We start from the raw sequence: 12032 nt of genomic DNA, 5'->3' as shown, positions 1-12032 counted from the left end.
AGCAAGTCACGTTATATAATCCTGTTTGTCCAAACCTTGAGGAATAAATGCAGTAAAACTATGAGTTAAGCCCGTTCTGGCTATATGTCTAGGTTGATTCCCCTCGATTAAGCTTAGTAGATAATAAGGAAAAATCATTATCATGGAAAAATGTGGTTTGTCCCTTGATAATTTTATTTATATAAGCAGCTATTTCTTAATCTTTAAAATCAAATTGACCATGTAACGAAAGATATACAGGATTTTTTTGATCAACAATTTTGTAAACACGTAAATCACCCGCTGCATAAACCGCACTATATAATTCAATCGGCATAGCTTTAAATTTCACGCTTTTACCAAGACCATAATCTGATATTGTTTCCCAACTATCAGGAATATTATTCCATTCAATGTTAAACGCTACTATATCATTTCCATTTAGATCACCGGGAGTAGCAAAAAGCCCATAACCCGGTGAATGAATTAAATTTTGTCTAATTATTGCTTCGTGGATATCACAAGGATTACCGGTTTTTTGATATATTGCGTAGCTTAAACGAATAATATTGATTTTTCCCGTATTTAAAATAGCTTTATTCGAGTCTTGATTTCTAAACTGTAATTTTCCAATAGGAGATTCTAGCTTAACATTTTTGATTTGCTTGTAATATGTAGGCATTTGCCCATGCATAGGGTAAATCTAAAACAACCTCACCACTCATATTGCCGATTATTTCCGTCTCAACTTTGATAGCTGAAACAGACGTATTAGACAAAGGTGTTATTTTGTAATGTATCTGCCTATAAGTATTTGCGGATACTAGATTTGAAATTAGAATTCTGATTTACAGAATTTTTATTATTTTTTATGGATTGCCACACCGCCTATATGGCTGCTCGCAATGACGATATCTATGTATGCATGTATTCTATTTAATTATTACTTCCTGACCATTAGCCCATAAGCTTCTATGTCTTCAAGCCATTTAGCGTTTTCTATTAAATATGATTCTTAAAATTCGGCAAGTGTAGGATCAGGTTCGCCTGTTAAATTTTTAAGCCCGTCAAATAAAATGTCTAAAAAACCTATTTTATTCTTTTTACAATAATCTCCTACATCTTCAATATGCTTCGCACGATCATCAACAAATACAATAAACTAGCATTTAGCTCTTCAGAAAATTTTGATAAATTACCACTTTTTGAGTGATTACCGGTTATAAATATACCTTTATAAAAAATAGCATCATCCTTTTGTCCTGAATTATAAATTGCTAATTTTTCATTATCTGAAAATTCGATACCCAGCTCTTTTAGTTCTTTATATCGCCAATCTTGCATAGAAGGAATATTGCCGAATGCTCCCGTATTCATTTGTGTAAGACCATAAACCGAAAACTTTTCCTTGAGCTTGTTTATAACTTCTACCCACTCTTCATCAATTAATATTACTTTTCGCTGCAAACGCCAATTACTGATAATTTCCTCATAATTGTCATTTCCTTAATTCTATCAATTATTTGATTATAAGGCGGCTGCTTAAAAGTTTTTGATTTAGGAGTTATAAGCGTATCGTCAACATCAATGAATATAGATGCACGAGTAGGAGCATTTTTTATTATTAAATCATAAACTTTTTCGGCACTATCGGCAGTTTCAAAATCTTTCATATATACTCCGAAGTAAAATGAAGAGTAGTGATACGAAGTTTAACTTGGAAAAGAGTAATCGGTCTGTCAGCCGAGGAGCGGAGCGTATATTAAACGTTCAGCATCCGAGGTCTTACAAAGACATTGTTGCTAATTTTTCAAGTGGGGCGAGTATCAAATTTAATATTAAGTTCTTCAGTTAAAATAGCCATTAATTCAAGCCCTGCTCTATTTGTCCATTTGCCTTGTTCATAACAAAAATGATAAGGACCGCTAACCGGCGACGACAACCAAATTTCTTTGGCGGCACTTTGTTTATTTATTACATATACCCCTTTATCAGTATCAAGGTTTAATATATCGCCTTGTAAATCTACATCTATACTTGCTTCTTTATCCTGCTCTTCTATCTTTTCTGCTATATATGCAATTGTTGTCTCGGCTATTTTACTAAATTCACTATTATTCATGATAACATCCCTTAAGTAGATAAAAATATACGCAAATCAACTTCAAAAAGAGTAAGGAGTCTATAAGGCAAGGAGCGGAGCGTATACTTAATACATGAGCACCACAGCTCTTATAAGATGACGCAGCCAATTTTGAAGTTCATCGAGTAGATGGTTTTTCAGGATCAATTGCCGGCTCAGGTACTTTAATCAAACTTTTTCGATAAGTTTCAACAAATCTATTATGATCATTAAGATTGTTAGAAAAATTATGCCCGCCTTTACCGTCAACTACAAAAAATAATGCATCCGTTTTAGCAGATTTTACCACTGCTTCTAAAGATTTTAACGACGGACAAGAAATCGGACCGGGTGGTAAACCTTTTATATAATAAGTATTATAGGGTAGTTCTTGCAATAAATCTTTTTTTGTTAAAGCTCTTGCTAATTTAAATTTTCCTTCAGTCAAAGCATATATAGTAGTCGAATCGGCTTGTAGCTTCATATTTTTCTTTAAACGATTAATAAATACTGCTGCTATAATAGGCTTTTCTGCATTTGAGCCGGCCTCTTTTTCAATTATCGAAGCTAGCGTTAATACCTCAAGTCTAGTTTTTAATGGAGAATCCGGTGCAAGATTTTGCATTACTTTATCTAAATTAGCAGACATTAAATTTCTCATGTGATCAATTATCTGCTCTTTTTGATCACCGTAAGAAAAAAAATACGTGGAAGGCATTAAAAAACCTTCAGGTATTATCCCTTTTATTTCTCCAAGTAATCGACTTTCTTCATTAATTTGCTTTATAACCTCACTAACTACCGTACCTTCCGGGACAATTATCTTGTGTATTATAGATTTACCGCTTGCTAATATTCTTAAAGTTTGCAGAGGCGATATATTACGAGTAAACACATATTCACCACTTTTAAGAGGTCTTTTTATAGAATAAATTTTAGCAATTACCTTAAAAATTCTTGGATATTTGATTACTTCATTAGAATAAAGTTTTGTAACTATTTGATTTACGGATAATTTAGGTTCAATAATTATCGTTTTATTTTGAGTAAGATCACCCGGCACAAAAATATAAAATATACTAAAATTTAGCAAAGTAATAAATATAGTTAGAGATACTATAACTAAAAAAAGTTTAGTTTTTAATAGGTTGTTTAACATAATAACTATTATTTTTATAAGGCTTAGAAATATTGATAAAAATAATTACCATGAAATGTGGTTTTTTTCTTGACATTTGAAATAACATATAGTAAAACTAACTTTTTGCTAAATTTAAATTATATAGTTTGTGCTAAATCAATCAATAGTTTTAATATTTGGTAATTAAAATGAGATAACTAATGAGCAACAAATTAATAACGCAAACCAATTTACTATAACAATAGTATACTCCTGTAAAATGAAAAGTTAGAATTTTTATTACAAACAAAAAATATACATCTTTATTCATAGTGCATATTACTATACCGGCGTTAATACTGATCTTATAATGGGCATTATATATTATGATACAAGATCACAATACCGATCTAAAACACGAAGAACAGACTGAAAGGTTAAAAGCTTTACAAAATAAGTTAGGAAACTTATCCGGTTTCTTGACAACAATGCGTTCTGATAACAATGAGGAATACAAAAAAATTGCCAATGATTTAAAAATTTTAATGAAACAAATTAATACTATAAGAAAAAACATGGAAATATATTTTGTTATTATATTAATATTAATGTTTATTATAATTCAGAAAATGTTGTGGACCACCGGTTTCAAGTACTAATCTTTCTCTTTTAACAACTTTATTTTAGGTTCTAAGAACTCCTGTTTAATAATTTCTGCAGCTATATAAGAAGGTACAGCGTCATCTCGATCACTTGATACAAGCGAATTTTCCAAGCTAAGCCTGTGTTCACGTACTTTTGTACACCTTGCTAGCGTGCCTTTAAATTCATCGTGTCTAAAACTTTCTGAATTTAGCTGTAATCGGTTTGATTTAAATCCTAATTGCTGCAAAATTTTTTGGCTTTCTATTACCTGCTCATAAGCTTTCTTAGAATTAAATAATAACTCTTGAAGCTTATTACTAATAAGATTAGCTCGGCAATTAAATTGGATAAATTCCGGAATTATTTCTTTATCGGCTATAATATTTATCAACGTAACATATTTTATTTTTATCCATAGCCTGATAATAAAAAAGCTTATAAGATTAACTTTATAAGCCACAATCATAGGAGTACCGGAAGCTGCTATCTCTAAAGTATTAGTACCGGATTTTGCTAAAGCTACATCCGCAACAGCATAAGTTTTAAGTCTCTCACTTGAAAATAAATAATTAAACTTAACATCTTCTAGAAACGGTTTTATTATTGCCTCATGAGCAGGATCTGCAAGAGTAAATATAACTTTAAGATTATTACAACTCTTGAATATTTCTTCAATAGAAGAAACAAAAACCGATAAATGCCTTAGAATCTCACCCTTTCTACTACCAAGAGTAACACACAAAACTCTCTCATTCTCATCTATTTTAAACTCTTCACGTAAAGCTATTTTATCACTATAAAACTCTTGCTCCATAATCGGATGACCTATATATCTACAATCAAGACCGACTTTAGTAAAACATGGAGGTTCAAACGGTAGTAAAGCAAATAAACAATCATAAATTTTAGCGTATTTTACTGCCCTACCCTCTTTATATGCCCAAACTGACGGTGCAACGATATGAATCATTTTCAGCTTTGGTAAAAGTTTCCTTACTCGCTTTGCCACACGATAAGTAAACCCTGGTGAATCTATGGTAATTAATAAATCAGCTTTACTATTTATTATATCCTCCACAGTTTTATCAATTAATTTTTTAAGCTTAAAAATATGAGGCAAAATTTCTACAAAACCCATTAAATTTATGGAAGTAATAGGAAATAAGCTTTTAAAGCTACCGGCTTCTTCCATATATTTGCCGCCAACACCAACAAACTGTACAGCGTCATTCACAAAACTTGATACAGGTGAATTGAGTTGTACTCCTGTATTGTTTTTTAAATGCTGCATTATACGACCACCTACAAAGTCTCCTGACACCTCACCAGCTATAAAGTAAATTTTTGTCATTAAAGATAGTTATTTTTTAAGGTTCTCAATTTCTGTTTGTAATCGCTCTATTTCTTTTATAGATACTTCAGTAATCTCATGTATTTTTTCTATCGAGTTTTTTTTCATTAACATCTTTGTTGCTATTTTTATACTTTTTGTAACTTCACCTTCTTGTTTACCTTTTTTCCTCCCCTCCTCTATTCCTTTTGCCATACCTTGTTCTCTACCTTTTTCTTCAGCAGAAACTATATAATCACGCTCTTTATAGCTTCTATTCATATAGGCATGATAAATTATTTGCTCTTTAGGAGTCATCTTCAGTATATCAAAACGTTTTGCTACTTTCTTCATATATGGTGATTTAAAATCTTTCTTAACTTCAGAATGTTTTACTACATATAGCCATTCATCCAATTCATCTCTTATAACATCATTAAATAATGGTACTGATATTACAACATATTCTGGAAATACATTATATAAATCAAATATTTTACCTCTCATATCTCCCAAAGAAAATTTCATAGGGTGTTTTTTATCAACTTCTCTAAAAATAGTCTTACCGTGATATAAAGGTGCTTTCATATTATCAAAAGGAAAATACAATAAATTAATATGAAATATTTTTTTATAGTAGAATAATCCTCGCTCTTAGAAATACTATCAACTATTAATCTACTAGAATTAAAACAAGTTTTATGCATAAAAAGATTTGTATAGGATTTATCTATTTCTACTATATTATTTATGCCCTTCTTCATCTTCCACAATGACATCTGCTACGCTAGATTTTAAGCTATCATTTTCTTTATTACTGCCACTTTCTAGTAAGGGGATTTTATTTTAACAGCACTATAACCAGCATCTTTAAGAATAGCCGAAATAAATCCCTCGACTATTTCATAATCCCCTTTATCTTTTAATAAATATTTTATAGCGTAATCAAAACTTATTATAGTACTCATATCTTTTATCCTTAAATCATCTTAAATATATTGCAAAAAATGAAGACAGTATACGAAGATCAACTTCAAAAAGAGCAAGGAGTCCACAAGGCGAGGAACGCATCGTATACTTAATACGTGAGTACCGAAGCTCTTGTAGGACGACGTAGCATTTTTGAAGTTGATCTTCGTATACATATTATTAAATTCCATTTTACGGTAACTCAAAGCTTCTGCAATATGCACTTTCAAGACCTTATCAACATTCTTAAGATCAGCAATCGTGCGTGCTACTCTAAGTATTCGGTTATAAGCACGCATTGATAAACAAAATTTATTTGCCGCTTCATTCAGTAAATCTTTACCTTCATCCGCAGGCATAGCATAATCTATTAACAACTGCCCATCTAATCTGTTATTTGTTTTAATATTATAGCCCTCATATCTCTTTTCTTGAATTAAACGTACTTTCTCAACTCTTGCAGCTATATATTCAGATTCTTCCTCAGAGTTATCTACAATCAAGTCATAATTATAAACATTAATACTAGATACTTCTATATACAAATCAAATCTATCCATAATAGGTCCCGATACTTTCATTTGATAGTCGCTAGCACATTTTGGAGCTTTCATACATTCTTTATAAGAATCGCCTCAATAACCGCATTTACAAGGATTCATAGCTGCTATTAACTGGAAATTTGCCAGATATTTTATATGAGCATTTGATCGTGAGATTAGTATTTCACCGTTTTCAATAGGCTGTCTTCATGCATCAATAACATGCTGTGGAAATTCAGGTAGTTCATCTCAAAATAATACTCCGTTATGAGCTAGCGTAATTTCCCCAGGCTTTACTTTTTTTCCGACACCGCCACCGACCATAACGGCCAATGAGCATGAATAATGTGGAGTTCTACACGGCCTTGCTTTGGTAAGTTTACCGTCTAAAAATTTTCCTGCAATACTTGTAATCGTACTACATTCTAAAATTTCTTTTGTAGACATTTTAGGTAGTATACTGGGAAGACAGGCACAAGTCTTGATTTACCGGTTCCGGGAGGACCAAACATTAAAAGGTTATGCCACCTGATGCTGCAATTTCTAAAGCTTGTTTAGCAATTTTTTGACCTTTTATATCTTTAAAATCGGGATAATTTATCGGCTCATCTTGTAGCTTAGCTTCCAGAGGAGTTAAAACTTGTGAACCTTTAAAATGATTTACTAGTTCAATTAAATTACCTGCAACAAGTATATTATCATTACACGACCAAGCAACTTCCGAGCTGTTTTTACTTGAACAAATAAGACCTTTACCTCTAACAGAAGCCCCAACCGCTGCAGGTAAAGCTCCACTTACCGGTAAGCTTGAACCGTCTAATGATAGCTCTCCTATTATCAAATATTCCGCAATTTCAAGTTCAGATAAAATATTCATTGCGGTAAGTATCGCACAAGCAATCGCAAGATCGAAGTGGCTTCCTTCTTTTACTAAATCTGCCAGAACTAAATTTATTAAAATCTTTTTAGTATGTAGTGCAAGCCCTATAGAAGATAAAACTGCTTTAACACGTTAGACTTGCTATATGCCTTATCATGAAATTTTTCTTAAAATACTATTTTGCTAGGTTGTAGATGTTATTGCATGGATACTACTAAATCGTCATTGCGAGCAGACATAGGCTGCGTGGCAATCTCATGAAATAATAACAAACTCCTGAGATTGCTTCGTCAATTACTGACGTAATTGCCTCGTAATGATGAAAAATAACAATCTTACCTTAACCATTGATTGAAAAACGTACTATAGAACAAACTTAGCTAAGTCGAGATTAGTTATTATTTTTGATAATTGATTTTCTACGAATTTATCATCGATAGTTATTTTTTTGCCTTTCATTTCGCTAGCTTCAAAGCTTATATCCTCAAGCAAATTCTCAAGTATAGTATGCAGCCTTCTAGCCCCTATATCCTCGACTTCTAAATTAACGGTGATCGCATAATCCGCTATCTTCTCAATAGCAGAAGCAGCAAATTCAAGACGTACGTCTTCAGTACCTATTAACGCCGAATATTGTTTTATTAAACTAGTTTCAGGTTCAAGCAATATTTTAATCATATCATCTTTGGTAAGCGAATTTAATTCTACTCTAATCGGTAACCTTCCTTGTAACTCCGGTAATAAATCAGAAGGTTTAGCAATATGAAAAGCACCGGAAGCAATAAATAATATATGATCGGTTTTAACCGGTCCATATTTAGTATTAACCGTCGTGCCCTCTATCAAAGGTAGCAAATCTCTTTGCACTCCCTCTCTACTTATTTCGGCATTTTTTGCTCCAGAACTACCAGTTGAAGCTATTTTATCAATTTCGTCAATAAAAACTATACCGTCATTTTCAGCTAAATTTATAGCTTGCTGAATAATTTTTTCTTGGTCTATTAATTTTTCTGATTCTTCAGGTATAATAATAGCCATAGCATCTTTAACTAGCATTTTTTTTGTTTTAGTCTTACTACTGCCAAGGGCTCGTCCAATCATATCGCCAAGATTAAGAACGCCCATAGATGCTCCCGGCATACCCGGTATTTCAAAACTTCCACCGCCGACAGGTGTAGTATCAGCTACGCTAATTTCAATTTCCGTATCATCAAGTTCGCCGTTTAAAATTTTTTCTTTGAACTTTTCTCTAGTCTCACTACTAGAAGTTTTACCTACTAAACTATCTAATATTCTCTCGATCGCTTTTTCACGGGCATGAATATCTACTTTCGTTTTTGCTAAAGTTTTTTCAGTATTAACGGCTATTTCGACTAAATCACGAATTATTGATTCTACATCACGCCCTACATATCCGACTTCGGTAAATTTAGTTGCTTCAATTTTATAGAAAGGAGAATTAGTCAGCTTTGCAAGGCGTCTTGCTATTTCCGTTTTCCCGACACCGGTTGAACCAATCATTAAAATATTTTTCGGTACTATTTCATTACGTAAATTACCTTCTACTCTTTTACGACGACAACGATTTCTAAGTGCAATAGCAACAGCTTTTTTGGCCTTTTCTTGACCTACGATAAATCTATTAAGTTCATTCACTATTTGAGAAGGGGTAAGCCCCATAGGGTCTTTTTTATAAGTAGTTTTAGTAGCTTTCATACAACTTTTTCCATTATAATATTATGATTAGAAAATACACACAAATCTGCAGCTATATTCATAGATTTTAAAGCAATTTCTTCAGCAGTTAAATTATTCTCGTAAGACATTAGAGCGCGAGCGGCAGATAGCGCAAATAAACCGCCTGAACCTATTGCTGCAACATTCTTTTCAGGCTCTACGACATCACCGTTACCGGTTAAAATTAATATATGACTACGATCAGCAACAATCATCATTGCTTCCAAACGTCTCAAATATTTATCGCTACGCCAATCTTTTGCAAGCTCAACTGCACTTCTAAGTAAATTATGCTTATGTTGCTCTATCTTTACTGCAAGCTTTTCAAATAACGCAAGACCGTCAGCCGTAGAACCCGCAAAACCGGCAATAATTTTATTATTTGCTATAGTCCGAAGTTTTCGTGCTGTAGATTTTAGTACGGTATTACCATGCGAGACTTGTCCATCTGCTGCTATAATTATTTCTTCGTTCTTTTTTAAACAAAGTATTGTTGTACCGTGTAAGGATAAATTATCTGACATAATATAAAATTTATTGATATTAAGTTGTTAATTAAGTACTATTAGAATTACTGTTAAGTAGACGAATAGACGAAGTTTAATTTGGAAAAGAGCAAGGAGTCTGTAAGCCGAGGAGTGGAGCGTATATTAATACGTGAGCATCCGAGGACTTACCAAAACGACGTAGCCAATTTTCCAAATTAAACGAGTATACTTGACTAATCCAGAGTATACTTGACTAATCCAATTTAATTAATTATTGTCCCTTGAATTTTCAAGGCTTAAACTTAAATAATGAATATATACGCAATATACATTAACTCCACACAAAAAAATAATAATTTTATTGTTATTGCAGAAGGCTTTTCATGGATAGCGGCTCTTTTAAGTATATTTTGGGCATTATACCATAAAATGTGGTTAATTGTTGCTATTGCCGTAATAGCGAATATAATCGTTACGGCGATTAATATCGAAGAGTTAAAGTTTATATTTAAGATAGTCTTAATATTAGGCTTCGGCTTTTTTGCTTCAGATATTAGAGAAAATTATTTAAAAAGAAATAATTACCGACTAGAAGATATAATTGCCAACTCTAGAATTGAAGCTGAGTTAAAATTTCTAAAACGTAGTATGCTTGTTTAACAGCAACGTGGTTTCATAAATATTAAATCGTCATTGCGAGCAGTCGTAGACTGCACGGCAATCCAGAAAAAATTAAAGAAATGCTAAAATTAGCATTTCTTACTGGATTGCTTCGTCAAAACTTACATTTTTTACTCGCAATGACGGAAAATTAAGCCATACAATAAAGCTTTTAACAGGAATAAAATGATGTATAACAAAGAAAATGTTTTTGCAAAAATCATAGGTAAAAATCTTCCGGCAGAAATAATTTATGAAGACGAACAAATTTTAGCATTCAAAGATATAGCACCCGTAGCACCTGTACATATTATCGTTATACCTAAAAACGAATATATAGATTATGCCGATTTCATCTCTAAAGCTTCTATAGACGAAATAAAACATTTTTTTGCTAAACTTTCTGATATAGCAAATGAAGCGGGTTTAGATAAAGACGGTTATCGTTTAATAACTAATAAAGGCGAGAAATCGGGACAAACTATTTTTCATTTCCATTTCCATATTATCGGAGGTGAAAAACTCATCGGATTAATAAATAATGACTAAAAAATACAATATTGCAGTAATCGGAGCTACAGGAAATGTAGGGCGTGAAACTCTAAATATTCTAGCTGAGCGTAATTTCCCCATTAATAAAGTTTATGCTATAGCTTCAGATAGCTCTCTAGGGCGGGAAATAAGCTTTGGAGAAAAAATACTACAAATTAATAGTTTAAAAAGTTTACATTTTGACGATATCGATATTGCTTTTTTTTGTGTAGGTTCAGAAGTGTCAAAAGAATTTATACCAAAAGCTACTGCTAGTAATTGTGTAGTTATCGACAAATCCTCACTTTTTAGAGTTGATAATCAAGTGCCGTTAATTGTACCTGAGGTTAATTTATCAACACTTAAAGAGTTTAATACTAAAAATATCATAGCTAACCCTAACTGTATCGTCATTCCGCTTGCAGTAGCATTAAAACCGCTAGATAATGAAATAAAGATTAAAAGAGTAGTGATATCTACTTATCAATCAGTATCAGGAGCAGGTAAAGCAGGAATGGACGAACTCTACGACCAAACAAAATCTAAATATGTTTTTGGAGAGAATGATCCTAAGAAATTTCCAAAACAGATTGCCTTTAATCTTTTTCCTCATATAGGTGATTTAAATAAAGATGGCTATACAAGTGAAGAAGCAAAAATTGCTTCTGAACTAAACAAAATTATAGGTAATCACTTTAAAGCTAGCGTTACTTCTGTTAGAGTACCAGTATTTATCGGTCATTCTATATCGGTTAACATAGAATTTAACGACAAAATTGATGCCAAAGAAGTCGAAGAAATATTACAAGATGCCGATGGAATTGTTACAATTTCTAATAATAATTACCTTGCGTATATCTCACCCGTTGAAGTGGTAGGCGAAGATGCCGTATATGTCTCCCGAATTAGAAATGACGTAAGTAGAGATAATACGATAAATCTATGGATCACATGTGATAACTTACGTAAAGGAGCAGCTTTAAACAGTGTTCAAATTGCTGAAGAATTAATTAATAATTATTTATAATA

Annotated in this window: 18 protein-coding genes and 2 pseudogenes; 5 read left to right on the top strand and 15 right to left on the bottom strand. The window is 32.2% G+C overall.

Annotated elements, in window-relative coordinates:
* Nucleotides 1-196: 196 nt before the first annotated feature.
* The 6 genes from RPR_RS04610 to mltG form a co-directional block, all read right to left on the bottom strand.
* Nucleotides 197-673 carry a hypothetical protein gene (locus tag RPR_RS04610; RefSeq protein WP_012736798.1) on the bottom strand — a complete coding sequence of 159 codons (477 nt, stop codon included), beginning with the start codon at nt 671-673 and terminating at the stop codon, nt 197-199.
* A 321-nt stretch (nt 674-994) separates the two neighbouring features.
* Nucleotides 995-1108 carry a hypothetical protein gene (locus tag RPR_RS09505; protein WP_230453593.1) on the bottom strand — a complete coding sequence of 38 codons (114 nt, stop codon included), beginning with the start codon at nt 1106-1108 and terminating at the stop codon, nt 995-997.
* A complete protein-coding gene (locus tag RPR_RS08190) occupies nt 1096-1446 on the bottom strand; it encodes a hypothetical protein (protein WP_266105303.1) in 351 nt (116 codons plus the stop codon). Before RPR_RS08190 ends, RPR_RS09505 begins: the two co-directional genes overlap by 13 nt.
* Nucleotides 1431-1652 carry a hypothetical protein gene (locus RPR_RS09110; RefSeq protein WP_085065699.1) on the bottom strand — a complete coding sequence of 74 codons (222 nt, stop codon included), beginning with the start codon at nt 1650-1652 and terminating at the stop codon, nt 1431-1433. The genes RPR_RS08190 and RPR_RS09110 overlap by 16 nt, the downstream gene beginning before the upstream one ends.
* Nucleotides 1653-1789: 137 nt before the next feature.
* The gene (gene cyaY, locus RPR_RS04590) at nt 1790-2101 is read right to left on the bottom strand and encodes an iron donor protein CyaY (protein ID WP_012736797.1); all 312 of its coding nucleotides are present in this window, start codon (nt 2099-2101) and stop codon (nt 1790-1792) included.
* A 139-nt stretch (nt 2102-2240) separates the two neighbouring features.
* The gene (gene mltG, locus RPR_RS04585; RefSeq protein WP_012736796.1) at nt 2241-3260 is read right to left on the bottom strand and encodes an endolytic transglycosylase MltG; all 1020 of its coding nucleotides are present in this window, start codon (nt 3258-3260) and stop codon (nt 2241-2243) included.
* Nucleotides 3261-3607: 347 nt separating this feature from the next.
* Here mltG and RPR_RS04580 point away from each other — a divergent pair, with 347 nt between their 5' ends.
* Nucleotides 3608-3880, top strand: a complete 273-nt coding sequence (locus RPR_RS04580) for a hypothetical protein (protein WP_012736795.1) — start codon at nt 3608-3610, stop codon at nt 3878-3880.
* Here the strand turns inward: RPR_RS04580 and lpxB are convergent.
* The 9 genes and pseudogenes from lpxB to hslV form a co-directional block, all read right to left on the bottom strand.
* Nucleotides 3877-5217, bottom strand: a complete 1341-nt coding sequence (gene lpxB / locus RPR_RS04575; protein WP_012736794.1) for a lipid-A-disaccharide synthase — start codon at nt 5215-5217, stop codon at nt 3877-3879. The two genes, RPR_RS04580 and lpxB, sit on opposite strands and share 4 nt — an antisense overlap.
* A 9-nt stretch (nt 5218-5226) precedes the next feature.
* The gene (locus RPR_RS04570; protein WP_012736793.1) at nt 5227-5805 is read right to left on the bottom strand and encodes a hypothetical protein; all 579 of its coding nucleotides are present in this window, start codon (nt 5803-5805) and stop codon (nt 5227-5229) included.
* Nucleotides 5781-5967 (bottom strand): annotated as a pseudogene (locus tag RPR_RS04565) (hypothetical protein). Before RPR_RS04565 ends, RPR_RS04570 begins: the two are co-directional and overlap by 25 nt.
* 56 nt (nt 5968-6023) lie before the next feature.
* Entirely contained in the window at nt 6024-6164 is a 141-nt protein-coding gene (locus tag RPR_RS08590) for a hypothetical protein (protein ID WP_187145779.1), read from the bottom strand.
* A 21-nt stretch (nt 6165-6185) separates the two neighbouring features.
* Nucleotides 6186-6725, bottom strand: a complete 540-nt coding sequence (locus tag RPR_RS09915; protein WP_266105334.1) for an ATP-binding protein — start codon at nt 6723-6725, stop codon at nt 6186-6188.
* An 18-nt stretch (nt 6726-6743) separates the two neighbouring features.
* Nucleotides 6744-7154, bottom strand: a pseudogene (locus RPR_RS09910) (ATP-binding protein); the annotation flags it as partial.
* Nucleotides 7155-7218: 64 nt separating this feature from the next.
* Nucleotides 7219-7662: a magnesium chelatase domain-containing protein gene (locus tag RPR_RS08580; RefSeq protein WP_266105333.1), complete on the bottom strand. Its 444-nt coding sequence runs from the start codon at nt 7660-7662 to the stop codon at nt 7219-7221.
* A 288-nt stretch (nt 7663-7950) separates the two neighbouring features.
* Nucleotides 7951-9303, bottom strand: coding sequence for an ATP-dependent protease ATPase subunit HslU (hslU, locus tag RPR_RS04540; RefSeq protein ID WP_012736792.1), 1353 nt, complete (start codon nt 9301-9303; stop codon nt 7951-7953).
* Nucleotides 9300-9848, bottom strand: coding sequence for an ATP-dependent protease subunit HslV (hslV, locus tag RPR_RS04535; protein ID WP_012736791.1), 549 nt, complete (start codon nt 9846-9848; stop codon nt 9300-9302). The genes hslU and hslV overlap by 4 nt, the downstream gene beginning before the upstream one ends.
* 81 nt (nt 9849-9929) lie before the next feature.
* Between hslV and RPR_RS04530 the strand changes: the two genes are divergently transcribed.
* The 4 genes from RPR_RS04530 to asd all read left to right on the top strand — a co-directional run bounded on the left by RPR_RS04530 (nt 9930) and on the right by asd (nt 12030).
* Nucleotides 9930-10031 carry a palindromic element RPE5 domain-containing protein gene (locus tag RPR_RS04530; protein ID WP_085065695.1) on the top strand — a complete coding sequence of 34 codons (102 nt, stop codon included), beginning with the start codon at nt 9930-9932 and terminating at the stop codon, nt 10029-10031.
* A 90-nt stretch (nt 10032-10121) separates the two neighbouring features.
* The gene (locus RPR_RS04525; protein WP_012736790.1) at nt 10122-10472 is read left to right on the top strand and encodes a DUF2628 domain-containing protein; all 351 of its coding nucleotides are present in this window, start codon (nt 10122-10124) and stop codon (nt 10470-10472) included.
* A gap of 189 nt (nt 10473-10661) precedes the next feature.
* Nucleotides 10662-11021, top strand: a complete 360-nt coding sequence (locus RPR_RS04520; protein ID WP_012150637.1) for an HIT domain-containing protein — start codon at nt 10662-10664, stop codon at nt 11019-11021.
* Nucleotides 11014-12030, top strand: a complete 1017-nt coding sequence (gene asd / locus RPR_RS04515; RefSeq protein WP_012736789.1) for an aspartate-semialdehyde dehydrogenase — start codon at nt 11014-11016, stop codon at nt 12028-12030. Before RPR_RS04520 ends, asd begins: the two co-directional genes overlap by 8 nt.
* Nucleotides 12031-12032: the final 2 nt, after the last annotated feature.

Source organism: Rickettsia peacockii str. Rustic, assembly GCF_000021525.1.
Taxonomy (GTDB): Bacteria; Pseudomonadota; Alphaproteobacteria; order Rickettsiales; family Rickettsiaceae; genus Rickettsia; species Rickettsia rickettsii.
This window is presented reverse-complemented; position numbering and strand designations above follow the sequence as displayed.